The following is a 22,824-nucleotide window of genomic DNA, read 5'->3' as shown; positions in this document are numbered from 1 at the left end:
CCTTGCTATCCTACCAGCAGCTTTCATCGGATTAGCAGGCCTGACGGATGGCGTCGGCCCAACCGGGTGGCGAGGTTTCGCCGAACTATTCGGCTGGGTCGCCGTCTGTGCGACTGCATGCTACTTCATCGGCGTGCTATTCACGCCTCGGGGGTGGGCTGGAGCATGGCGCTACCTCGCTGGCGGCGCCATCGCAGGAGCACTAGCGCTAGCAGTCAATTGGCTTGGCCTCGGCGCGCCGATGGCGGCCAAGATCGCGTACACTTCGACCCTCCAAATAGTCGGTGTGGTGGCAGTGGTTGGTTGCCTGATCCTGCTCATGAACTTTGCCAGACGCACCCGTTAGGAGTGATGCAAAACTTTTGATTTTTGCATCAGGCATGAATTAACGACCTGCCGCCTCGCGCCCTCATGCGAAGCTCTGCCGGATCCCGTCGATCACGAACTGCGCGGCGAGTGCCGCCAGGATCACGCCCAGGATGCGGGTGATCATCGCTTCCACCTTGTGCCCCAGCACGCGCATCAGCGGCCCGGCGGCGAGCAGCGACAGCAGCAGGATCAGCAGCATCGAGCCAAGCGCGGCGAACACGATCGCCGTCTCCGCCAGGCCGTGCGCACGCGACGTTAGCAGCATGGTGGTCGCGATCGATCCCGGCCCGGCGATCATCGGGATCGCCATCGGGAAGACGGAGATATCCTCCTCCTCCATCGTCCGCGCCTCGGCCTCCGCCTCGCGCAGCACGCCTTCGGCGCGTTCCTCGCGGCGTTGCGTGCGCTTCTCGAACACCATCTCCAGCGCGATCAGGAACAGCATGATCCCGCCCGCGATCCGGAACGCGTCCAGGCTGATCCCCATCGCCGACAGGAACCGTTCGCCGACCAGCGCGAACACCAGCAGGATCCCCGCCGACACCATCACCGACCGGAACGCCATCGCGCGACGGTGATCGGGCGACGTGCCGCGCGTCAGCCCGGCAAAGATCGGCGCGCAACCCGGCGGATCGATCACCACGAAGAATGTGACGAAGGCGGAGATAAACAAGGTCAGCATCAGATCGCCGGCTTCGCCAGCCCGGCCCGCGCATGCGCCGCGACCAGCGTGTTGCGCAGCAGCACCGCGATCGTCATCGGCCCCACTCCGCCGGGCACGGGCGTGATCGCGCCGGCAACCGCAAGCGCCTCGTCATACGCCACATCGCCCACCAGCCGCCGGCCACCCGCATCCTCGACCCGGTTGATGCCCACGTCGATCACGGTCGCGCCGGGTTTCAGCCAGTCGCCGCGGATCATCTCCGGCCGCCCGACCGCCGCCACCACGATATCCGCGCGCCGGACCACCGCGGCAAGGTCGCGCGTCCGGCTGTGCGCGATCGTGACGGTGCAGTTCCGGTCAATCAACAGCTGCGCCATCGGCTTGCCGACAATGTTGGACCGCCCGATCACCACCGCGTCGAGCCCCGACAGGTCGCCCAGCACATCCTCCAGCAGCAGCGCGCAGCCGAGTGGCGTACAGGGCACATACCCGTCCGCGCCCACCGCCAGCCGCCCGGCATTGACGACATGGAACCCGTCGACATCCTTGTCCGGATCGATCGCGGCGATCACCGCGGCGGAATCGATATGACCCGGCAACGGCAGCTGAACGAGTATCCCGTCTACCGTCGCGTCGGCGTTCAGCTCCGCCACCAGCGCCAGCAGCGCGGCCTGCGTCGTCTCGGCGGGCAGGCGGTGTTCCGCGCCGATCATGCCGGCAGCGTGCGTCGCGCGCCCCTTTGCCCGGACATAGACGTCGCTGGCCGGGTCCGCCCCCACCAGCACGACCGACAGGCCGGGCACCCGCCCCGCCTGTTCCGCGAACGCGGCGACACCTGCGGCAACCCGATCCCGCAAGGTGGCGGCGAACGCCTTCCCGTCGATGATGCGTGCGGTCATCCGATCAGCCCAGCAGGCTCATCGCGATGTTCGGAATGACGATCGTCCGCAGGATGTAGATCAGCAGGATCACGACCATCGGCGACAGGTCGAGCGCTCCGAAATCGGGCAGGACGCGGCGGATCGGCCGGTACAGCGGCTCCGTGATCCGGTCGAGCGCGTACAGCAGCTGCCGCACGAAATCGTTCGACGTGTTGATGACGTTGAACGCGATCAGCCAGCTCAGGATCGCTTGCGCGATGATGATGTAGAGCAGCAGGCCGAGCAGGAGGTTGATGATCTGAAGGATCGCGATCATGGCGGCTCCGCATATGCGAGGGGATTGCCCTGGCCTTAGCCGGGGCGGGGATGACGGGCAATGGCAGGGTGCTTCTAAGCCCCTCCCGTTCGGGGGAGGGGCCAGTCCGGTTACCGCCGCACCAACGTCCCTGCGCCCTGTCGCGTGAAGATCTCGATCAGCATCGCGTGCGGCACGCGGCCGTCCAGCACGACCGCGGCATCCACGCCGCCTTCGACCGCATCGACGCAGGTTTCCAGTTTCGGGATCATCCCGCCGGTGATGGTGCCGTCGCGCCGCAACGCGGCGATCGCGGCCGGCGTCAGGTCGGTCAGCAACGCCTTGTCCTTGTCCAGCACACCCGCCACGTCGGTCAGCAGGAACAGCCGTTCGGCGCCCAGTGCGATCGCCAGCGCACCCGCCATCGTGTCGGCGTTCACATTATAGGTGTCGCCGTCCGGACCGACGCCGATCGGCGCCACCACCGGGATCATCCCTGCCTTCGACAGCGTATCAAACAGCCGCCGGTCGATATCGACCGGTTCGCCGACGAAGCCCAGATCCACCGGTTCCGCTGCGCCGCTTACCGGGTCGATCCGCGTGCGGCGCACCTTTTCGACCGTCACGGCATTGCCGTCCTTGCCCGATATCCCGACCGCACGCCCGCCGGCCCGGCCGATCCAGCCGACCAGTTCCTTGTTGATCTGGCCGGACAGCACCATCTCGGCCACGCGCGCGGTCTGTGCATCGGTCACGCGCAACCCGTCGATGAACGTCGATTCGACGCCCAGCGTCTTCAGCATCGCGCCGATCTGCGGTCCGCCGCCATGCACCACCACCGGATTGATCCCGACCGCCTTCAGCAGCACGATATCCTGCGCGAAATCCTCGGCAGCGGCCGGATCGCCCATCGCATGCCCGCCATATTTCACGACGAACGTCGCGCCGGCATAACGCTGGAGATAAGGCAGCGCCTCGGTCAGCGTCTCCGCCTTGGCGAGCATCGCGGGATCGGGGGCGTGGTTCGTCATGCCGGCGCGCATAGCGGGATGTGCCGGTCAGCGTAAGGGCCGACCCGCACGTCAGGCCGCGACCGCCGCCTCCACCAGCAGCACCGGCACCCCGTCCCGCACGGGATATCCGACCCCGGCGGCATCGGACACCAGCAATGCGCGGGTCGCATCCCAGCGCAGCGCAGTCCGCGTGCGGGGACAGACCAGCAGCGCCGTCATCGCCGGCTCGGGCTCGGGCGTGCGCTCGGTCACTGCATCGTCGCTTCGTCGTCGTCCCCGTCGCGCAGGCGGAAGAACAGCAGGAACTGGACGATCAGGTCCGCCCGGTCGACGATCGTGCGCGATTCGAGCAACGCCTGCTTTGCCGCCGCATCGAACGGTGCGATCTGGGCGATGCCGTTGACCAGCGCCTCGTCGTCCAGCCGGGACACCGCGTCCCAATCCAGCTGATACCCGCGCGAGTCGGCAAAGCGCCGCGATTCGCGTTCCAGGTCGGCGCGCAACACGCTGGCCAGCGGGTCTGGCTCGGCCGCATCGTCATAATCGTCGAAACTGGCCTGGACCTGCCGGAACGGCGTCGTGACATCCAGTTCGGACAGGATGCGGAAACGGGTGATCCCTTCCAGCACGATGTTGAACCGTCCGTCGTCCAGCGCCTCGAACTGCGCGATCCGCCCGACGCAGCCGACATCGTACAGCAGCGGCCGGCGATCGTCGCCACCCTCGCGCGGCTGTACCATCCCGATCCGCCGATCGCGCGCCAGCGCATCTGTGATGAGCGCCCGGTATCGCGGCTCGAACAGATGAAGCGGCAGGGACGCCCGCGGAAACAGCAGCGCGCCCGCCAGCGGGAAGACCGACAACCGATGCCGCGTGCCCCCGGTCATGTGAACAGCACCGCGGACAGCCGCCGGCGCTGTGCCCCGACCCACGGATCCATCAGGCCCACCGCGGCGAACAGCGTCAGCAGGCGCGCCCGCGCCGCGCCCTCGTTCCAGTCGCGGTCGCGTGCGATCGATTCGAGCAACACATCCGCCGCCCGGTCCCGGTCGCTGGTCATCAACGCACCGGCCAGTTCGTATCGCGCGTCATGGTCGTCCGGGTCGGCGGCGATGCGCGCCTCCAGCGGGGCCAGATCGTCCACCGGGGCCGCCGCCTGCGCCAGGGCCAGCGCGGCACGGGCCTGCATCAGCGCGGGATCATTCGCCTTTTCGGCCGGCACCGAGTCGAGCAGCGCTGCGGCCTCCTCGACCGCCCCGCCCAGCAGCAGCGCGCGCGCCTCGCCCGCCACCACGACCAGATTGTCGGGCGCCATCTCGCCCAGCTGGCGGTAGATCGACAGCGCCCGTTCCGCGTCGCCGCTGTCCAGCACCTCTTCCGCCATCGCGATCAGCGGCAGCAGGTCCGCCTCTGCCGCCGCTGCGTCGGTCTTGAGCGGCAATTGCTTCAAGATCTGGTCCAGCATCTGGGTCAGTTGGCCCTCGGTGCGCGCCGGGGTCATGTCGGCCACCAGCTGCCCCTGGAATATCGCATAGACGGTGGGCAGCGACTGGATCCGGAACTGCGCGGCGACCGCCTTGTTCTCGTCGACATTGACCTTGACCAGTTTAACGCCGCGCGCGGCGTAATCCGCCGCGATCTTTTCAAGCAGCGGGGTCAGCGCCTTGCACGGTCCGCACCAGTCCGCCCAGAAATCCACGATGACCAGCGCGTCCATCGATGGTTCGACCACATCGCGCCGAAACACCTCGATCGCCTCGCGTTCGGCCGCCGTCATAGCTAGCGTCGCCACCGTCATCGTCTCCCCGTTCGTCAGATGCCTCCTATGTGGCGCGGCCTGCGCCGATGCCAAGCCCCGCCGCCTTTTCACCGTCTTGCAAATATAAGGGCTTGCCGATCCGGAAAGCTGCGGATATTAGCCGCCGCCTGCCGCAGGGAGGTTCTGACGAACCTGCCAAGCGAACAGCGCCGAGCGGGCGTAGCTCAGGGGTAGAGCACAACCTTGCCAAGGTTGGGGTCGAGGGTTCGAATCCCTTCGCCCGCTCCATTTTCTTCCACAGGGGTGGAAGTTTCCGGATCATGTCGATCGTCAGGAACTCAGGCGACCCTGCGCGCCTTGAGGCCGATGAAGTCGTGCAGCGCGGCCAGCGGCATCGGCTTTCCATACAGATATCCCTGCACCACGTTGCAGCCGCAGGCGCGCAGCAGGTCGGTCTGCTCCACGGTCTCGATGCCTTCCGCGATCAGTTCGATGCCAAGGCCGCGTGCCAGGTTCACCATCGCGGTGACGACGGCCGCATCGACGCGGTCCGAACAGATGTCACGGATGAAGCTGCGGTCGATCTTCAACCGGGTCAGCGGATAGCGTTTCAGGAGGCTGAGCGATGCGAAACCCGTCCCGAAATCGTCGAATGCCACGCCGACGCCCAGCGTCCGTAGCGCATTGAGCGGTGCCAGCATCGTGTCGTCATGACGCAGGACGATATTCTCGGTAATCTCCAGTTCCAGCCCCTCGGGCGGCAGGCCGGTTCGCGCGAGTACGCCGATCACCTCCTCGGCCAGCCGCCCGGTGCGGAACTGCGCACCGAACAGGTTTACGCCCATCACGAGGCCGGGCACCATGGCACGCAACGCCACCGCATGGCGGCAGGCGGTGTCCAGCACCCACCGGCCGACATCGGGGGCCAGCAGGCCATTCTCGATCGTCGGCAGAAAACGCCCCGGTTCCAGCAGTCCCTGTACCGGATGCCGCCAGCGCAACAACGCCTCCGCGCCCAGCAGCGCGCCGTCGGACAGGCGGATCTGCGGCTGATAGAATAGCTCGAACTCGTCCTGTTCGATCGCGCGGCGCAGTTCGCCTTCGAAGGCGCGCCGGTGGACCACGGCGTCGCGCAGCCGCGGCGTGAAGAACCGGCGACAGTTCCGGCCTTCGCCCTTGGCCTGATACATTGCCAGGTCGGCAGCGGACAGCAGGTCCTCGGCATGGCTGCCGTCGTCGGGGCCGAAGGCGATCCCGACGCTGGCGCCGATATGGACCATCTGCCCATCGACCGGATACGGCTTGCCGATCGCCGCGATCATGCTGTCCGCCCGTTTTCCGACCGTCAGATGATCGCTCCCGTCGCCTGGGATCAGGATCGCGAACTCGTCCCCGCCCAGTCGCGCGACGGTATCGATCGGTCGGACGCAATCCAGCACGCGCCGGGCGACGGCACGCAGAACGATGTCGCCGGCCGTATGGCCCAGCGTGTCGTTCACATTCTTGAACCCGTCCAGGTCGAGCATCAGGATTGCCAGCGGCTCACCTGCCGCCATGCATTCCGCGATCCGGCCGAGCACGACCGCGCGATTGGGCAAGGCGGTCAGGCTGTCGAGATGCGCCAGGTTGAAGAGCCGCATCTCATGCGCGCGGCGCTCGCTGATATCGCGGATGATCGCACCGAAGCTGGCATTCCCACCCTCCCGCCACATCGATAGCGACAGTTCGATCGGGAATTCGGTCCCGTCCTGATGCGCCGCGTCCAGTTCCACCGTGGTGCCGACCAGGTGCGTCCTGCCGCCGGCGGCCGCCCGTTGCAGGCCGCCGCCGTGCCCGCCGCGCATCCGTTCCGGAACGATCAGGTCGATATCCGCGCCGATCGCCCGCATCGCCGTGAAACCGAACAGTCGTTCGCAGCCGCTGTTCCAGAAGGTGATCCGTCCGTGATGATCGGCGCAGATGATCCCGTCGGGCGACGTCGCGGCGATGCTTTCGAACCGCGACTTGCCGACCGCGCCCGCCGTGACCACCTGCCGCGCCGCCATCCGATCCATGACGATCGCGCCCAGCGACCGCAGGTTTTCCCGTTCGACCGGGGACAGGCCGTTGCGGGCACGACGGTCGATCACGCAGAGCGAACCGATGGCGTGGCCGTCGGGCGATCGCAGCGCGATACCGGCGTAGAAACGGATCCGCGGATTACCCAGGACGAGCGGATTATCCGCGAATCGCACATCCAGCGTCGCGTCGTTCACGACCAGGATATCGTCCTGCGCGATCGCATGGCCGCAGAACGAGATATCGCGCGCGGTGCTGCACACGTCGATGCCCACGCCAGCGGCGAAATTCTGAGTCTCCCGCCCGATCAGCGATACCAGCGCGATCGGGACGGCGAACATCCGCGCGGCCAGCCGGACGATGCGGTTGAGGAACGCATCGTCCGAATGCAGGTCCGGTCCATAGGACTCGAGGGCCGCCAGCCGGCCGTCTTCATCAAACAGGTGGGGAGCCGAACGCATAACTTCCTTCCGGCGGACCGTGCGATGATTAACGCTTCCTAGCGACCGATCCTCAACGAATCCTTACGTCAGCCTGCCATCGCCCAGCGCACGACACCCCCCGCCCCCGCGGCGGCCGCCCGGATCGCGACACGCGCGGGAACCGGTACATCCAGGCCGTGCATCGTCCGTGCCCAGCGGGGCAGCAGGTCGATACCGGCCGCCAGCACCAGCCGCTGGAACGGTGCGGCCGCGGGGTACGGTGCAGGCTGCGCCAGCAACAGGCGGGCAGTGTCCCGCGTCCGCACGTCGACCCGCAAGGCGGGCCGCATCGCGTGCATGTACGCCTGCGACCCTGCCCGCGTTTCCGGCACCGCCTCCGCGCCCAGCCGCCGCGCGAGGCCGGCCATCTCCGCATGATAGTCATCCTGCCGCCAAACCGGGAATGCCGGGTCGACATAACGCAGATAGGCCGCCAGGAAGCTGCCGACCTCCGCGGCATGCACCCAGGCCAGCAGGGCCGGGTCGTTCGCGCTATAGTGGCCGCCGCCGGGCACGATGCCGGTCACGCGCGCATGAATGCCGCGCACCCGCGCGATCGCGGCCTCCGCATCCGCGGTCGGCCCGTAGGTCGTCAGCGCGACGAACCGCGCGGTTCGGGCCAGCCGTCCGCGCATGTCCCGCCGGAAATCGGAATGGTCCAGCACGCCGGCCAGTGCGCCGGGGTGGAGCATCTGCAGCAACAGGGAAGAGACGCCGCCGATCAACATGGCGGTCACGTCACCGTGCACGGCCCAGGCTGCGGACCCTGGTCCGAACAGGCCCTGATCCCCCGGCGGCCGTGGCGCGATCGGGCCACCGGCACCGATCAGGCCCTGAACGCGCGAGCGGATCACGCTACGCGCCCCGCCCGCCGCCCGCATCATCGCGCGCCCGCGTCGCCCGGCACATGCAGTTTCGCCCAGATCGGCAGATGATCCGACGCCAGCGATGCCTTGTGGCTGTGATGGACACCTGAATCGATCACCGCCACGCCCGGCCCCACCAGGATCCGGTCGAGCGCCGCCATCGGCCGCCGCGCATGATAGCTGCGACCGGTCGGCGCGAACCGGTACGTACCGCCGAAATCGCGCAGGCAACCGCCATGCAACGACCATTCGTTCAGGTCGCCCATCAGCACGGTCGGCAACGCCTGCTCGCACGCCGCGACATGGGCGATCACCGCCTTGGCCTGTCGTCGCCGCCACAGTCCGGACAGGTCCAGATGCATGCCCACGATGCGCATCGTCGCGCCGCCGATCCGCACGTCGGCCAGTACCGCGCCGCGCGGTTCCAGCACGGGCAGGTCGAGGGGCCGGCACGCGGTGATGACGGCGGACTTGCGCACCAGGATGGCGTTGCCGTGCCATCCGATACCACCCGGACGGACATCGAACCCGACCGGGCGATAGTCCGATCGTTCCGCGATCAGGTCGATCGGGATCGCCGACAGCTTGGCCCCGAACCGCCGGTCCGCTTCCTGCAACGCCACGATATCGGCGTCGATCTCGTGCAGCACCTCCAAGATGCGGTCCGGCCGTCGGCGTCGGTCGGTGCCGATGGCCTTGCGCATGTTGTAACTGGCGACGGTGATCGTCGGCGTCATTCGCCGGCAACGTCCAGCGCGTCGCCCGCCGCCGCCAGATCGCGCCGGGCCACCATCAGTCGCACCCCGCCCATGATGCCCAGCCCCAGTGCGCCGAACCCTCATCGAACAATTCCGATTCGATCCCATCGGCCGCCAAGCGCCCACGGGCAAGTTCACCGAGGATCCGGTCCGGGAAACGGGCGAGTTCGACAAGAGACATGGAACCGCAACGCCCCGACCGGCCAAAGGGATGCGGCGTTTCGTTGCGGTTACCGAACAAACGCCCGTCATGCCATCCTGCGAAAGACCCACCCCGCCTCGGCCCCGCCGGCCGGCACTTCGCCGTCCAGCACCAGCTGGCACGTCGCGCGCGGCCGCCCGGCGGGGTCGATCCACAGGCTGTCCTCCACCGCCAGCGCGCCACCCCGGCAGCGGAACTGCCAGGATCCGCCATCCGGGAAGCGCAGCAGCGCGCCCAACCCGTCCGCGGTGACCGACGCGCTGATCCCCGGGGCAAGGTGGAAGCGGATCGAAAAACCGCTGCTGCCGGTCCGGCGCCGGCGGGGGGCGGGCAGCAGGACGTCCTCGCCGCGCAGTTCGCGCCCGTCGACGGACAGCATCAGCTGCCGCCGGTGGATCAGTCCATGCCGCCGGGCATAGCCGTCATGACTTGCGTCGATCCGGCTGCCGGCGTCCAGTTCCTGTCGATCAAGCTCCACTTCCTTCACGCCGCGACCCAGCGATCCGTCGGGGTTCAGCGCGGTCGAATTGGCATCGGCCAGTGTCAGCGTCGAATGCGCCGCCGTCGTGCGCAGCCCCTCGGCCAGGTCGGTCGGCAAGGAGGCCAGCCCGGTGCTGCCCCCGCAATTCACGACCAGCCGGCGCGGCCCGTCCGACATCTCGAACGCCAGCGTCGATGCGCATCCGCCGGACGAGGCCCGCGCGACGGGCGGCGGCGCGGCGTCCATCACCACCAGCGTGCCCTGCGCGGACAGCCGCTGATACCCCCAGTCGCGCGCCTGCCGCAGCGGGCGGGTACGGATGCCCGATGCCGTCACCGCCGTCGCCACCCGCGCGGCGGACACCGGGCCGCCGCCCTGCCAGCTCGACAGGCCGCCATCACCCAGCGTCACGCCCAGCAAAGCCGGTACGGCACGCGCCAGCACCGCCGCAAGCATGTCGGGCACCGCACGCCGCCGCGCCTCATACACCGCCACCAGTTGCGACAGCAGTTCGACCAGATCCAGCTGCGCGGTCGGCGACCGGTTGGTCAGCCCGCCGTCCGGCAACACGCAGGCCGCCAGGACCCGGGCCAGCCCCTGTTCGCCGTGCGCCAGCCGCACGTCCCCGCCCGGGATCAGCAGGCCCGCGGTCACCACCCCCGCCCATGCCGCGATCCGCGGCAACCCCGCCGGCGTCTTGTCCGCCCCGCGGTCCAGATGCCGCGCCCCCTGCGCCAGCACGTTCAATACCGCGGACCGGTACACGATGTCGTGCGACGACAGGATCAGCGGGGCATGCGCCCCCCATGCCAGGATCCGCCGGCCCCAATGATCGGTGCGCCATCCGGCATCGGTCACCCCGCCGCCATGCGCCCCCAGCCATTGCCGCACGATCAGTTCCGCGATCGGCGCGGCCCGTTCGCGCGGGGCCGCCGCGGCCAGGTCACGCAGGAAGCCGAAGGTCTGGATATGATCGACCAGCGCGGCCGGGATCGTGGCCGGATCGGCGAAATCCAGCATCGCCAGTTCCACCGCGACCCCGCGATGCCGGATCCAGCCTTCCAGCAACTCCGCACCGTCGCCCGCATGCCCCGGGATCGGGTCGGCCGGCACCGCCAGCAGCTTCAGCGGATACCGGCCCCGCAGCCGGAGACCATGAAGCGGGGAACGCCATGCCAGCCGCTGCAACTGCGCCGCCAGCCGCGCCGCCAGCGACGCGCCCTGTTCGCCGCCCGAACGGATCAACTGACGGCCGGGCTCGATACCGTCGATCGACCCCGGCTCGCTCATGCGGCGGCGGTGCCCCCGGCTGGCGCGACCGGGCCACGTATCCGCGCGATATTGTCGGCATAGGCACCCGGCCCGCCGCGGAAGGTGGCGGTGCCCGCCACCAGCACGTCCGCGCCGGCCGCGATCGCCTGGGGGGCGGTCGCGAAATCGATGCCGCCATCCACCTGCAACCAGATGTCGCGCCCGGTCTTGTCGATCATCCGCCGGATCGCCTCGATCTTGCGAAGCTGGCTGGTGATGAAGCTCTGCCCGCCAAAACCGGGGTTGACGCTCATCACCAGTACAAGGTCGACATCGTCGATCAGATAATCGAGCATCTTGGCCGGCGTGCCGGGGTTCAACACGACCCCGGCCTTGCATCCCAGCCCCGCGATCCGCTGGACCGTGCGGTGGATATGCGGCCCGGCCTCCGGATGCACGGTCATGTGGTCCGCCCCTGCTTCCGCGAACGCATCGAGATAGGCGTCGACCGGCGAAATCATCAGGTGGACGTCGATCGGCTTGGTCGTATGTGGACGGATCGCCTTGAGGACACCGGGACCGATCGAGATGTTCGGTACGAAATGACCGTCCATGACGTCGAAATGGATCCAGTCCGCGCCCGCTGCATCGATGGCGCGCACCTCCCCCCCCAACCGCGCGAAATCGGCGGACAGGATGGACGGTGCGATCAGAACGGGACGGGTCATGGCGAAGCTGTATCGGGCGGGCCGGGGCGGTGCAATCCCCGCGACCCGGCCGACGCGGTGCCGCCTACACCCGCCGCCACCGCGCGACGAAGAACCCGTCGGCACCGCCCGCATCCGCCAGCGTGCCCGGTGGCACGCGCAGACAGCCGGCCGGGTCGGGCGCGAAACCCTCGGGCAGTTCATCCGGGCGGACCGGATCGATCGCGAACCCCGCCGCGCCGAACGCGTCGGCCACATCCTCGCCCTCGCTGCGTTCCAACGAACATACCGCATAGACCAGTCGCCCGCCCGGTCGCACCATCGTCGCGGCATGCGCCAGCAACTGGCCCTGCTGCTCCGCCAGTTCCTTGATGACGCGCGGCCGGGCGCGGTGCAGCACCTCCGGATGGCGGCGGAAGATACCCGTCGCCGAACAGGGCGCGTCGAGCAGCACGACGTCGGCCGCGGCGTCGGGGGACCAGACGGCGGCATTGGCAACGATCATCCGCGCCTTGGCCCCCACGCGGTCCATATTCTCCATCAACCGGCCCAGCCGGGTGCGCGACAGGTCGATCGCGGTCGTGTCCCACCCCGCAGTCGCCAGCTGCATCGTCTTGCCGCCGGGGGCCGCGCACAGGTCGATCGCGGTGCCGCCCGCCGGGGCCGCGCCGATCAGCCGGGCGGGCAGCGAGGCAGCGATGTCCTGCACCCACCAGCGCCCATCGCCATAGCCCGGCAGTTCCTCCACCGCGGTTCCGGCGGGCAGCCGCACATGCCGCGGGGCCAGCGTCACGCCGCCCAGTTCCGTCACCAGCGCAGGATCGTCCGCCTTCAGCGTCAGATCGATCGGCGCAGGCTGCGCGATCCCGTACCGCGCCGCCTCGGCCGCCGCATCGCCCCAGGCGCGCGCCCAGCGGATGCCGACCGCGACCGGCAGGTGCGGCGGATCGGGCAACCGGTCCCCCCGCCGGATCAGCGTGCCGAACACGCCGTGGACCAGCCGGCGCGGCCCGCCGTCGACCAGCGGCAGGACGGTGGCGATCGCGGCATGTGGCGGCGTGCCCAGCGCCAGCGCCTGGACCAGCGCGATGCGCAGCGCGAAGCGTGGCTTGGCATCTTCCGGCATCGGCTTGGGCGTCGCCGAATCGATCAGCGCGTCCAGGTCCGGCAGGCGCCGCAACGCTTCGGCCGCGATGGCATGCGCGAAACCACGGTCGTCGGCGCGCTCCAGTTCCGCCGTGGCCGATGCCATCGCCGCTTCCAGCGGCAGCCCCTTGCGCAGCACCGCATCGAGCAGCCGCATCGCCGCACGGCGGGCGGGCGTACCGGGGGGATCATCCTGTCTGGTCATTTGCGGGGGCTTAGAACGTGTCGGCCTGCGAAACCACCCGCGCGCTTTGCCGGATGGTAGCGTTTTTTCAGGATCAGCCTGCTACAGCAACGTCATGGTCACCCGTTTCGAAAGCCTTCCCGAACGCCGCACGATCGTCGATCGACGCGTCGTCGCCGATCTGCTGGCGGCAATCCCGCCCGGCGATACCATCCGGATGCGGGCCGCATCCGTGGCGATCCTGCGGACCGCGCTGGACAGGGGTCGCGCCGAAATGGCGGGGCGGCTGGCGCTCCAGCCCAGTCGCGGGCGGGAAGTCGCGGCCGGCTATGCCTATCTGACCGATCAGTTGCTCCGCCTGATCTGCGATTTCACGGTTCGGACGCTGTATCCGAACGCCAATCCGTCCTCCGGCGAACGGCTGACGCTGGTCGCGGTCGGCGGTTATGGGCGCGGCGAAATGGCGCTTCATTCGGATATCGACATCGCGTTCCTGACCCCGTCCAAACAGACCGGGTGGGGCGAACAGATCATCGAATCGATGCTGTACACGCTCTGGGACCTGGGGCTGAAGATCGGCCACAGCAGCCGGTCGCTGGACGACATGATCCGGATGGCGAAGGGTGACCTGACGATCCGGACGGCCTTGCTCGAAGGGCGCTACGTCTGGGGCGATACAGGCGTGTACGAGGATGCCGCGCGCCGGTTCGACCGTGAGATCCGCGACGGATCCACCGCCGCCCGCGCGTTCGTCACGGACAAGCTGGCCGAACGCAACACGCGCCACGTCCGGATGGGCGACAGCCGGTACGTCGTCGAACCCAATATCAAGGAGGGCAAGGGCGGGCTGCGCGATCTCCATACGCTGTTCTGGATCGGCAAGTTCGCCTACCGCGTGCGAGAACTGCCCGACCTGGTCGACAAGGGGCTGCTGACGCGCGAGGAACTGCGCCGTTTCCAGCGCGCGGAAAATTTCCTGTGGGCGGTGCGCTGCCATCTCCACATCCTGAGCAACCGTCCCGAGGACCGGCTGACGTTCGACGTGCAGCGCGAGGTGGCGACGCGGATGCGCTACGCCGACCGTCCCGGCCGTTCGGGCGTCGAACGGTTCATGCAGCATTATTTCCTGACCGCCAAACAGGTGGGGGACCTGACGGCGGTGTTCCTGGCGCATCTGGACGAAACGTTCGCCGGGCGCGGGCGACGGTTCGGCATGCCGTCGATCCGGCGGCGGCGGCAGATCGACGGGTTCACGCTGGATCGCGGGCGGATCGCGCTGCCTAAACCCGATCATTTCATCGGCGATCCCGTCCGCCTGATCGAGATGTTCGCCGTCGCCGACGCCCACGGTCTGGAAATTCATCCGCTCGCCATGCGGCAGGCGGGGCGCGACGCGCGGCTGATCGACAATGTCGTGCGGGCGGACCCGCGCGCCAATGCACTGTTCCTCGGCATATTGACCAGCCCGCGCGATCCCGAAACGGTGCTGCGGTGGATGAACGAGGCGGGCGTGCTCGGCCGCTTCGTACCCGATTTCGGGCGTGTCGTGGCGCAGATGCAGTTCGACATGTACCATCATTACACGGTGGACGAACATTCGCTGCGCGCCATCGGCCTGCTGTCGCGGATCGAAAAGGGCGACCTGGGTGGCGACCACCCGATCGCGACCGAATTGTTCGCGCGGCTGGTTTCGCGGCGCGTGCTGTACGTCGCGGTATTCCTGCACGACATCGCCAAGGGCCGCCGCGGCGATCACAGCATATTGGGGGCGGAAGTCGCGGAAAAGCTCGGCCCGCGCTTCGGCCTGACGCCGGCCGAGACCCAGACCGTCGCCTGGCTGGTGCGCCATCACCTGCTGATGTCGGCGACCGCGTTCAAGCGCGACCTGTCGGATTTCAAGACGATCCTCGATTTCGCCGGCGTGGTGCAGAGCCCGGAACGGCTGCGGCTGCTGCTGATGCTGACCGTCGTCGATATCCGCGCGGTCGGCCCCGGCGTCTGGAACAGCTGGAAACGCCAGTTGCTGTCCGACCTGTACGAAGCGGGCGAGGAAGTGCTCCGCCTGGGCCACAAGCAGAAGGGCCGTGGCGAACGAATCGAGGCGAAACAGGCCCGGCTGCGCGCGGAACTGGGCTGGGACGACGCGACGTTCGATACCTATGCGCGCCGCCTGCCGGACGCCTATTGGGTCGCGGAACCCGCCGACGTGGTGGCGCGCAACGCCGCGCTGGTCGAAAGTGCCGACGCCGCGCAGCTTCCGCTGTCGATCGTCGCAACCGCCGATCCCGAACGCGGCGCAACGCTGGTCACCGTGTACGCGGGCGACCATCCGGGGCTGTTCTACCGGATTGCGGGGGCGGTGCATCTGGCCGGCGGGAACATCATCGATGCGCGCATCCACACGACGCGCGACGGCATGGCGCTCGACAATCTGCTGGTCCAGGATCCGTTCGGGCAGCCGTTCGACGAACCGTCCCGGCTGGAACGGCTGAGCGCCGGCATCGCCGATGCGCTCGCCAACCGCAGCCGGCTGGCGGACCGGTTGGCAGCCAAGCCGATGGCGCGAACGCGGGCAGAGGCGTTCGAGATCGAACCGCAGGTCATCGTCGATAACAAGGCGTCGAACCGCTATACGGTGGTGGAGGTCAATGCGCGCGATCGCCCTGCCTTGCTGAATGCGCTGGCCCACGCCTTCTTCCAGTCGAAGGTCACGATCCATTCGGCTCATATCGCCACCTACGGCGAACGCGCGGTCGATGTGTTCTATCTGACCGATCTGGTGGGGGACAAGATCGTCGCCCCCGCCCGGCTGCGTACCATGGAACGGCTGCTGCTGGCCGCCGCCGAGGGCGAAGGGTCGCTTGCCGCCGTGGCCTGAGGCCCGCCTTAACAGAACGAAATACCCCGGCGCAGACGGAAGTCCGGGCCGGGGTATGGTATTGGTGGGGGGAGGCGATGTCGCCCCCCGGTCTATCGTCAGAACTTGGTGCGTGCGGTCACGCCGAAGGTGCGCGGTTCGGCAAGGTAGCTGGCGAACAGCTGGTTGGCCGGCACGCCGAACGCCTGCGTCTGGGCACTGCTGTTGGCGCCCTGGAACGGCGCGTTGAACGCCACCTGCTGATACTGCTTGTTGAACACATTCTGGCCCCACAGTTCCAGCGACCAAGCTGACGCCGGACCACGCAGGCCGACGCGGGCATTGACCAGCGCGAACCCGTCCTGCGCCTTTTCCGGGAACAGGTCGGATCCGGTGTTATAGTCCGACGTCATGCGCGTATCGGCGTAGACCAGCCCGTGAATGCCACTGCTCGTCAGCTCCGGGGTCCAGGTGGCCGACACCGTAACGACGTTCTTGGGCGAATTGGACATCTGGTTGCCGGACAGCAGGAACAACGCAGGGTCCAGCGCCACGCCGCTCGAACTGCCGACCAGGTTTCGCCGGTAACGCGTATCGGCATAGGTGTAGCCGGCCGAAAGCTGAAAATCACGCGCGGGGTAGAGTGCGGCTTCCACCTCGACCCCCTGCGAGATCACGCCGGCCTTCGTGCCGCCGGTGCATGTGCCGGTGGCCCGGCTGTTGTCCGTATCGCCACCGGCCAGGCTGGTCTTGCAGGCCGCGATATTCTGCACGATGAAGATCGAGCCGTTGAACGTATTCAGCTGGAACGTCTTGAATTCCTGCCGGAACGCCGCGACGTTCAGGTTGAAGTGACGGCTGGTGTATTTCAGCCCGATTTCATACGCGTCGACCTTTTCCGGTTCGAACTGTAGTCCGTCCGCATCGGCGTTGGTCCGCGGGGTGAAGACGCCACTGGGCCCGCCCAGTGCCGACCGGTCGAGGTTGAACCCGCCGGCCTTGTAGCCCTTCGAATAGGACGCGTAGGTCAGCACGCGTGGCACCGGCTTCCACGACAGGACGCCCGTACCGGTGAACTCGTCTTCCTTGCGCTCGCTGTTCAGGTTCAGCGCGTTCAATGCCGGGCTGCTGTTGCCCTGGCAGCTGAGCGTCACGATGCCGCCGGCGATCGCGCCCAATGCGGGGTTGGCGAGGAACGGCGCCAGCAACGTCTGCTGCGTCGGGCAGATAGTGTTGTTATTGTCGAAATTCGCGTCGAACTTCTTGGTTTCGTTGGTGTAGCGCGCACCCAGCGTCACGCTGAGCGTGTCGGTGATGTTGATGATGTTATGCGTGAAGAAGGCGTAATTCTCGCTGCGCTGGTTGTACACGGCGCGGTTGTCGCCCGCGTCGCTGATCGTCCCGAGATTGTCGATACCGCGCAGCAGAAAGGGAGCCGCCTGACCGAACGCCCCCGTCAGCGTCGCACGCCCTGCCCCGCTCAAGCACCCGGGCGACCCCGGTGCCCGCAACGCGCCGGCCGGATTGATCGTCGCGACGATCCGGCAGGCCGCGAACTGGCCATATTGCGTACCGAACTTGATATTGTCGACGACGCGCAGCTTTTCGTTCGAATAATAGCCGCCGACCAGGAAATCGAGCACGCCATCGAATGCCGATCCCTGGAACCGCGCCTCCTGGCTGAACGTCTTGAACCGCCGGAAATTATTGCCGTCGTCGGCGCGGTAGGCAATGTCGGCGGCGTTGTAGTCGACGTCCGACGCACCGCCCGCCTTGTATTGACGGTACGCGGTGATCGACGTCAGCGTGCCTGGGCCGAGATCCCAGTCGAACTGCGCCGAACCACCCCAGTCGGTCGTCAGGTTCCGGTACGTCCGGCCGGGCGTCAGCGCGACACGGCGGTTATAGGGATCCAGATTGGCCTGCGTCGGGACGTTGGCGTTGAAATAGGGATGGCTCAGGATATCGACGATGCGGTTGGTCGCCGACTGCACGGTGGCGCCGTCCGTGTTGACGCCCCCGATCGTCGATGCGGGGTTCGCGGTCGGATCGACGGTTTCGCGGGTCGCGATATAGACCGCGCCGCAGCAGCTTTCGTTGCGCCGCGAATAATCGCCGATCAACCGGACCGAGAAATCGTCGGACGGTTCGTACAGCAGCTGGCCACGGACGAAGTAGCGGTCACGATCGTTGATCCGCGCCTCGCTGCCGCCGCCCTGCGTCGCGTTGCGGTAAAATCCGTCGCGTTCGACGTAGATGCCGTCCAGCCGGTAGGCGAGGCCGGTCTTGCCGATCGGGCCGCTGATGCCGCCCGCCAAGCGCAGGAAATCATAATTGCCGTACGTCGCCTCGGCATAGCCTTCCGACGTGAAGGACGGCTTCTTCGACACGACGTTGATGAGGCCGGCCGATGCGTTGCGGCCGAACAACGTACCTTGCGGCCCGCGCAGCACCTCGACCCGCTCGATCTCGCCCAGTTCGTTCAGGCCGGACCCGGTCCGGCTGCGGTACACGCCGTCGATGAACACCGCGACCGAGCTTTCCAGGCCCGGGTTGTCGCCCACCGTGCCGATGCCGCGGATACGCGCGGAGCCGTTGGCCTCGCTGCCGGTCGACGACACGAGCAGCGAGGGCGCAAGCTGGTTCAGCTGCCGGATGTCGGTGGCGCCGCTGTTCTGCAGCGACGCCGCGGTGACCGCGGTGACCGCGATCGGCACGTCCGACAACGGGCTGGCGCGCCGGGTGGCAGTAATGACAATCGTGCTGGGGTCGTAATCCGGACTGTTCGGGTCGCTCGCGCCGGCGGCGGGGGACGCCGGGCCGGCGGGAACGATCGCACCGGCCGTGCCGCCGGACTGGACCGCGCCGGCCTCCGTACCGGTGCCGACGGGGCGGGTCGTGTTGGCCGGGCTTGCCGGTGCCATGCCGCTATTGTCCTGCGCGACGGCCGGCGCAGATATGGCGACGATACAGGTGGACAGCAGCCACAGGGCTTTACGCATCATCTTCTCCCGAACACTTTTTGTTATGTGTTGCCGTGAACGTAAAGCGATCCATTCTGCCGCGCCAGCCGAAAGCGCGTGAAAGCCTGATAAAACGCCGTTTTGCGCCCTTTTCGCAACAGACGGACGACGGGAAAAAGCTCGCAAATGCAGCATGTCGGGTCCGCGTCGCCACGATAACGTAGCGTCTGAGCCACGCCTGACATGTCGCAGTTGCAAAAAAGCCGCCCGCCCCGGACTTGGGGCGGACGGCTCTGACGGACCGGATGGAACCGAGTCGTTACTTGGGCGACAGCACCATCAGCATCTGACGGCCTTCCATGCGGGGATGCTGTTCCACCTTCGCGGTTTCGAGCACATCGTCCTGCACCCGGCGCAAGAGGTTCATGCCCAGCTGGCCATGGGCAAGTTCGCGTCCGCGGAACCGCAGGGTAACCTTGACCTTGTCACCCTCGTCGATGAACTCGTTGAGCTTCTTCATCTTCGTATCATAATCATGATCGTCGATGTTCGGACGCATCTTGATCTCCTTGATCTCCTGCGTCTTCTGGCTCTTGCGGGCGAGGTTGGCCTTCTTCTGCGTCTCGTACTTGAACTTGCCAACGTCCAGGAACTTGGCGACGGGCGGATCGGCGTTCGGCGACACCTCGACCAGGTCCAGACCCACCTCGCGTGCCTGCTCCATCGCTTCGCGCGTGAACATTACGCCCAGATTCTCGCCATTCTCATCGATCACCCGGACCTTCTGGCTCTGGATGAATTCGTTGAAGCGAGGGCCGTTCAGCGGGGACGGCGTCGGCGCGAAACCGCGGCGGGGCATCATCGGGGGTATGGTCGTTTCTCCTGTCGGACCGTTCGTCTACGGACATGATATAGGCGATTTCGGGTGTTTGCGAAAGGGTCCGCCGTCAACAGATGCGACGACGATCGGTGATCCTACCGGTCGGCCCCGGCAAGCGCCGCGAGTGCATCCGCAATCTGGCCGCGGCGTTGCGGATCGCGGGTCATCTCCAGCATCGCGCTGAGGCTGGACCGCGCGGCGGTGACGCGCCCACCGGCCAGTTCCAGTCTTGCCCGCTCCCACCAGGCATGCCCGGCACCGGGCGCGATGATGGTCATCCGCTCGAACAGCGTCAGCGCACGGCCCGCCTCCCCTGCCTGTTCCGCTCGCATCGCCTGGTTCAGCAGCAGGCGCACCAGTATCGACCGGTTCGACATCGGCGCGACCGACCCGGCATCGCCGCGCTCCAGCAGCGCGGCCAACGCCGTGATGCCGACCACCATGCCGTCGCGAAACGGGTCGATCAGCACCGGCGTGCCGTCGCCGCCGACCCGCACCAGCACATGCCCGGGAATATCGAGCGCATCGGCTGTCCAGCCGAGTCGGCGTGCGGCCGCCACGTACAGGATCGACAGGCTGACGGGCAGGCCGCGACGCCGGTCCAACACGCGGATCATGTCCGCATTGGCCGGGTCGTCATACGTCTCGCGATCTCCGCTGAAGCCGAACGTACCGGCAACGACCTCCGTCAGGGCAGCGACGCGGTCCGTGGCATCATTGGCCTGCCCGGCGACCGTGCGGAGCCGATCGCTGATCGTCGCCAGCATTTCGATCGCCGGGTCCAGATCGACACCGGGATGGTCGAGTGCGGCCAGGTCGAGTGCCGCCAGGTCGAGCGCGATCGCTTCGTCATCGACCAAGCCGAGATGCATGATATCGGTATTCATAGACCCAAGATGGGCGGTCTTTACCGCTTAACCAAGCGGTGCCACCCGAAACCGATCAGCTGCGGACCAGTACCGGCCGTGCCCGCGTCAGCGTCGGGTAGAAGCTTTGCAGCGCCTTCACCTTCGGCAGGTCGTTGATGCGGATGTACGGCGACATCGGATTGTTCACCAGATAATCCTGATGATAGGCCTCGGCCGGGTAGAACCCGCGCACCGGCTCGATCCGGGTGACGATCGGCCGCTTCCAGACACCCGAACGGCCCAGTTGCGCGATGTAGGCGCGCGCAACCTGCGCCTGGGCCGGCGTGGTCGGCATCAGAGCGGACCGATATTGCGTGCCGTGATCCGGGCCCTGTGCGTTCAACCGCGTCGGATCGGCCACGACCGAGAAATAGATCTGCAACAGCTTGCCGTAGCTGACCACCCGCGGGTCATAGGTCACTCGCACCGCTTCGGCATGCCCGGTGTCGCCGCCCGATACGCTGTCATAGTTCGCTGTCCCACGCGCACCGTTGGCGTAACCCGAAACTGCCGAAGTGACGCCCTTGACGCGCTGGTACACGCCCTGCACGCCCCAGAAGCAGCCCCCGGCGAAGACGGCGGTCTGCATACCCCCGGTCGCGGGGTCGACTGCCGGAGCGGGCGCCCGTACCGCGACCTCGGCGGATGCCGCCGATACGGTGCTGAGCATGCCGACCGCGATCAGCCCGGCGGCAGTGGCGGCAATGACGGATGATCGGATGGACATTTCGGACGGCCTCTTATCGCGCAGCAAGGTACGCGGAGAGATACGTCGGGAACAGGGCGTGAAGTTGCAAGGTCCGGTACGCCAGCGGACAGGTGTCGACACCGTGTCCGCAATGGTCTCCAGCGCCGATCGGCAGATGTTCTAGACCAGCGCGGCGCACGCCTTGGCGATCCGGGCGCAGGCTTCGGTCAGCAACGCCTCCGACGTGGCGTAACTGATCCGGAATGCAGGTTCCAGGCCGAACGCGCCACCATGCACCGCCGCCACCCGCGCCTCGTCCAGCAGATAGGTGACCAGCTGTTCGTCGTTGGCGATCACGCCACCCTTCGGCATCGTCTTGCCGATCAGGCCGGACACGTCGGGATAGACGTAGAACGCTCCCTCCGGCGTCGGGCAGCTGATACCCGGGATCGCATTCAGCAACCCGACCACCAGGTCGCGCCGTCGCTTGAACGCGTCGTTGCGTTCGGCCAAAAAATCCTGCGGGCCGTTCAGCGCCGCCACCGCCGCCGCCTGCGCGATCGAGCAGGGGTTGGACGTGGATTGCGACTGCAGCTTGGCCATCGCCTTGATCAGCCACAGCGGCCCGCCGGCAAAACCGATCCGCCAGCCGGTCATCGCATAGGCCTTGGAACAACCGTTCATCGTCAGCGTCCGATCGTACAGATCGGGGCAGACCTGCGCGATCGTCGCGAACCGGAACCCGTCATAGACGATATGTTCGTACATATCGTCGGCTAGGATCATAACATGCGGATGGCGGCGGAACATCGCGCCCAGGGCTTCCAGCTCGTCCGCGGTGTACGCCGCACCGGTCGGGTTGGACGGCGAGTTCAGGATCACCCACTTCGTCCGCGGCGTGATCGCGGCCTCGACCTGTTCGGGCGTCACCTTGTACTGCTGGTCCGCGCCGGCCGCGACGATCACCGGCGTGCCGCCCGCGAACTGGACGATATCGGGGTAGCTCACCCAATAAGGCGCCGGGATCACGACCTCGTCCCCGGCACCCACCGTCGCGACCAGCGCGTTGAACAGCGTGTGCTTGCCGCCGACATTCACGCTGATCTGGCTGGGCGCATAGGTCAGGTCGTTGTCGCGCAGGAACTTGGCGGCGATCGCGGCCTTCAGTTCGGCCGTGCCATCGACATTGGTATATTTGGTCTTGCCCGCCCGGATCGCGGCGATCGCGGCGTCCTTCACGAAATCGGGCGTGTCGAAATCGGGTTCGCCGGCGCCCAGGCCGATCACGTCGATCCCCTGCGCCTTCAGGTCCAGCACGCGGCTCGTCATGGCCAGCGTCGCCGATGGCGTGATGCGGTCGAGACTGGCGGAGGTCTGGGTCATGTAAGGGGGCCTTTGCGTGCCGGGGCGTC

General features: G+C 67.4%; 19 protein-coding genes and 1 tRNA gene. 2 read left to right on the top strand and 18 right to left on the bottom strand.

Annotated features, from left to right (window positions below; all coding sequences use genetic code 11):
• Positions 1-409: 409 nt before the first annotated feature.
• From BKY59_RS04115 to BKY59_RS04085, 7 genes are all read right to left on the bottom strand, one after another.
• Complete coding sequence (locus BKY59_RS04115; protein WP_076068823.1) at positions 410-1,051, bottom strand: MarC family protein; 642 nt, start codon at positions 1,049-1,051, stop codon at positions 410-412.
• On the bottom strand, positions 1,051-1,932 hold the full coding sequence (gene folD, locus BKY59_RS04110; RefSeq protein ID WP_076068822.1) for a bifunctional methylenetetrahydrofolate dehydrogenase/methenyltetrahydrofolate cyclohydrolase FolD: 882 nt from the start codon (positions 1,930-1,932) through the stop codon (positions 1,051-1,053). The genes BKY59_RS04115 and folD overlap by 1 nt, the downstream gene beginning before the upstream one ends.
• A 4-nt stretch (positions 1,933-1,936) precedes the next feature.
• Positions 1,937-2,230, bottom strand: coding sequence for a YggT family protein (locus BKY59_RS04105; protein ID WP_076068821.1), 294 nt, complete (start codon positions 2,228-2,230; stop codon positions 1,937-1,939).
• A 110-nt stretch (positions 2,231-2,340) separates the two neighbouring features.
• A complete protein-coding gene (gene argB / locus BKY59_RS04100) occupies positions 2,341-3,240 on the bottom strand; it encodes an acetylglutamate kinase (protein ID WP_076068985.1) in 900 nt (299 codons plus the stop codon).
• 51 nt (positions 3,241-3,291) lie between these two features.
• Entirely contained in the window at positions 3,292-3,441 is a 150-nt protein-coding gene (locus tag BKY59_RS04095; RefSeq protein WP_129586196.1) for a Trm112 family protein, read from the bottom strand.
• A gap of 29 nt (positions 3,442-3,470) precedes the next feature.
• Positions 3,471-4,109: an LON peptidase substrate-binding domain-containing protein gene (locus BKY59_RS04090; RefSeq protein WP_076068819.1), complete on the bottom strand. Its 639-nt coding sequence runs from the start codon at positions 4,107-4,109 to the stop codon at positions 3,471-3,473.
• Positions 4,106-4,999, bottom strand: coding sequence for a tetratricopeptide repeat protein (locus BKY59_RS04085; RefSeq protein ID WP_076068818.1), 894 nt, complete (start codon positions 4,997-4,999; stop codon positions 4,106-4,108). Before BKY59_RS04085 ends, BKY59_RS04090 begins: the two co-directional genes overlap by 4 nt.
• Before the next feature lie 195 nt (positions 5,000-5,194).
• Here BKY59_RS04085 and BKY59_RS04080 point away from each other — a divergent pair.
• Positions 5,195-5,269 (top strand) — tRNA-Gly (locus BKY59_RS04080).
• A gap of 50 nt (positions 5,270-5,319) precedes the next feature.
• Here BKY59_RS04080 and BKY59_RS04075 read toward each other — a convergent pair.
• From BKY59_RS04075 to BKY59_RS04050, 6 genes are all read right to left on the bottom strand, one after another.
• The gene (locus BKY59_RS04075) at positions 5,320-7,500 is read right to left on the bottom strand and encodes a putative bifunctional diguanylate cyclase/phosphodiesterase (RefSeq protein ID WP_076068817.1); all 2,181 of its coding nucleotides are present in this window, start codon (positions 7,498-7,500) and stop codon (positions 5,320-5,322) included.
• A gap of 68 nt (positions 7,501-7,568) precedes the next feature.
• The gene (locus BKY59_RS04070; protein WP_240499948.1) at positions 7,569-8,405 is read right to left on the bottom strand and encodes an oxygenase MpaB family protein; all 837 of its coding nucleotides are present in this window, start codon (positions 8,403-8,405) and stop codon (positions 7,569-7,571) included.
• Complete coding sequence (locus tag BKY59_RS04065) at positions 8,402-9,124, bottom strand: endonuclease/exonuclease/phosphatase family protein (RefSeq protein WP_076068815.1); 723 nt, start codon at positions 9,122-9,124, stop codon at positions 8,402-8,404. Before BKY59_RS04065 ends, BKY59_RS04070 begins: the two co-directional genes overlap by 4 nt.
• A gap of 269 nt (positions 9,125-9,393) precedes the next feature.
• A complete protein-coding gene (locus BKY59_RS04060) occupies positions 9,394-11,118 on the bottom strand; it encodes a heparinase II/III family protein (RefSeq protein WP_076068814.1) in 1,725 nt (574 codons plus the stop codon).
• Positions 11,115-11,807: a ribulose-phosphate 3-epimerase gene (gene rpe / locus BKY59_RS04055; RefSeq protein WP_076068813.1), complete on the bottom strand. Its 693-nt coding sequence runs from the start codon at positions 11,805-11,807 to the stop codon at positions 11,115-11,117. Before rpe ends, BKY59_RS04060 begins: the two co-directional genes overlap by 4 nt.
• Before the next feature lie 64 nt (positions 11,808-11,871).
• A complete protein-coding gene (locus BKY59_RS04050) occupies positions 11,872-13,137 on the bottom strand; it encodes an RsmB/NOP family class I SAM-dependent RNA methyltransferase (protein ID WP_076068812.1) in 1,266 nt (421 codons plus the stop codon).
• Positions 13,138-13,231: 94 nt separating this feature from the next.
• Between BKY59_RS04050 and BKY59_RS04045 the strand changes: the two genes are divergently transcribed.
• The gene (locus tag BKY59_RS04045; protein WP_076068811.1) at positions 13,232-15,994 is read left to right on the top strand and encodes a [protein-PII] uridylyltransferase; all 2,763 of its coding nucleotides are present in this window, start codon (positions 13,232-13,234) and stop codon (positions 15,992-15,994) included.
• A gap of 98 nt (positions 15,995-16,092) precedes the next feature.
• On the opposite strand, the gene BKY59_RS04040 is transcribed toward BKY59_RS04045, so the two are convergent.
• The 5 genes from BKY59_RS04040 to BKY59_RS04020 form a co-directional block, all read right to left on the bottom strand.
• Positions 16,093-18,975 (bottom strand): TonB-dependent receptor, encoded by a 2,883-nt coding sequence (locus BKY59_RS04040; RefSeq protein WP_083671877.1) that lies wholly within the window; start codon positions 18,973-18,975, stop codon positions 16,093-16,095.
• A 280-nt stretch (positions 18,976-19,255) separates the two neighbouring features.
• A complete protein-coding gene (gene infC / locus BKY59_RS04035; RefSeq protein WP_420822070.1) occupies positions 19,256-19,798 on the bottom strand; it encodes a translation initiation factor IF-3 in 543 nt (180 codons plus the stop codon).
• Between the two features lie 113 nt (positions 19,799-19,911).
• Positions 19,912-20,703, bottom strand: a complete 792-nt coding sequence (locus BKY59_RS04030) for a SirB1 family protein (protein ID WP_076068810.1) — start codon at positions 20,701-20,703, stop codon at positions 19,912-19,914.
• 55 nt (positions 20,704-20,758) lie between these two features.
• The gene (gene msrA, locus BKY59_RS04025) at positions 20,759-21,451 is read right to left on the bottom strand and encodes a peptide-methionine (S)-S-oxide reductase MsrA (protein WP_076068809.1); all 693 of its coding nucleotides are present in this window, start codon (positions 21,449-21,451) and stop codon (positions 20,759-20,761) included.
• A 141-nt stretch (positions 21,452-21,592) separates the two neighbouring features.
• Positions 21,593-22,795 (bottom strand): pyridoxal phosphate-dependent aminotransferase, encoded by a 1,203-nt coding sequence (locus BKY59_RS04020; RefSeq protein ID WP_076068808.1) that lies wholly within the window; start codon positions 22,793-22,795, stop codon positions 21,593-21,595.
• Positions 22,796-22,824: the final 29 nt, after the last annotated feature.

The organism is Sphingomonas montana (assembly GCF_001956315.1).
Classification (GTDB): domain Bacteria; phylum Pseudomonadota; class Alphaproteobacteria; order Sphingomonadales; family Sphingomonadaceae; genus Sphingomonas_R; species Sphingomonas_R montana.
The sequence above is the reverse complement of the archived record's forward strand: the minus strand, read 5'-3'. Positions and strand labels throughout refer to the sequence as shown.

Coding starts and splice junctions, on each gene's coding strand:
- folD (WP_076068822.1), bottom strand. CDS start 1,932: ATGACCGCACGCATCATCGACGGGAAGGCGTTCGCCGCCACCTTGCGG.
- BKY59_RS04115 (WP_076068823.1), bottom strand. CDS start 1,051: ATGCTGACCTTGTTTATCTCCGCCTTCGTCACATTCTTCGTGGTGATC.
- BKY59_RS04065 (WP_076068815.1), bottom strand. CDS start 9,124: ATGACGCCGACGATCACCGTCGCCAGTTACAACATGCGCAAGGCCATC.
- BKY59_RS04075 (WP_076068817.1), bottom strand. CDS start 7,500: ATGCGTTCGGCTCCCCACCTGTTTGATGAAGACGGCCGGCTGGCGGCC.
- BKY59_RS04020 (WP_076068808.1), bottom strand. CDS start 22,795: ATGACCCAGACCTCCGCCAGTCTCGACCGCATCACGCCATCGGCGACG.
- BKY59_RS04095 (WP_129586196.1), bottom strand. CDS start 3,441: ATGACGGCGCTGCTGGTCTGTCCCCGCACGCGGACTGCGCTGCGCTGG.
- BKY59_RS04045 (WP_076068811.1), top strand. CDS start 13,232: ATGGTCACCCGTTTCGAAAGCCTTCCCGAACGCCGCACGATCGTCGAT.
- BKY59_RS04040 (WP_083671877.1), bottom strand. CDS start 18,975: ATGCGTAAAGCCCTGTGGCTGCTGTCCACCTGTATCGTCGCCATATCT.
- infC (WP_420822070.1), bottom strand. CDS start 19,798: ATGATGCCCCGCCGCGGTTTCGCGCCGACGCCGTCCCCGCTGAACGGC.
- BKY59_RS04060 (WP_076068814.1), bottom strand. CDS start 11,118: ATGAGCGAGCCGGGGTCGATCGACGGTATCGAGCCCGGCCGTCAGTTG.
- BKY59_RS04090 (WP_076068819.1), bottom strand. CDS start 4,109: ATGACCGGGGGCACGCGGCATCGGTTGTCGGTCTTCCCGCTGGCGGGC.
- rpe (WP_076068813.1), bottom strand. CDS start 11,807: ATGACCCGTCCCGTTCTGATCGCACCGTCCATCCTGTCCGCCGATTTC.
- msrA (WP_076068809.1), bottom strand. CDS start 21,451: ATGTCCATCCGATCATCCGTCATTGCCGCCACTGCCGCCGGGCTGATC.
- BKY59_RS04105 (WP_076068821.1), bottom strand. CDS start 2,230: ATGATCGCGATCCTTCAGATCATCAACCTCCTGCTCGGCCTGCTGCTC.
- BKY59_RS04070 (WP_240499948.1), bottom strand. CDS start 8,405: ATGATGCGGGCGGCGGGCGGGGCGCGTAGCGTGATCCGCTCGCGCGTT.
- argB (WP_076068985.1), bottom strand. CDS start 3,240: ATGACGAACCACGCCCCCGATCCCGCGATGCTCGCCAAGGCGGAGACG.
- BKY59_RS04085 (WP_076068818.1), bottom strand. CDS start 4,999: ATGACGGCGGCCGAACGCGAGGCGATCGAGGTGTTTCGGCGCGATGTG.
- BKY59_RS04030 (WP_076068810.1), bottom strand. CDS start 20,703: ATGAATACCGATATCATGCATCTCGGCTTGGTCGATGACGAAGCGATC.
- BKY59_RS04050 (WP_076068812.1), bottom strand. CDS start 13,137: ATGACCAGACAGGATGATCCCCCCGGTACGCCCGCCCGCCGTGCGGCG.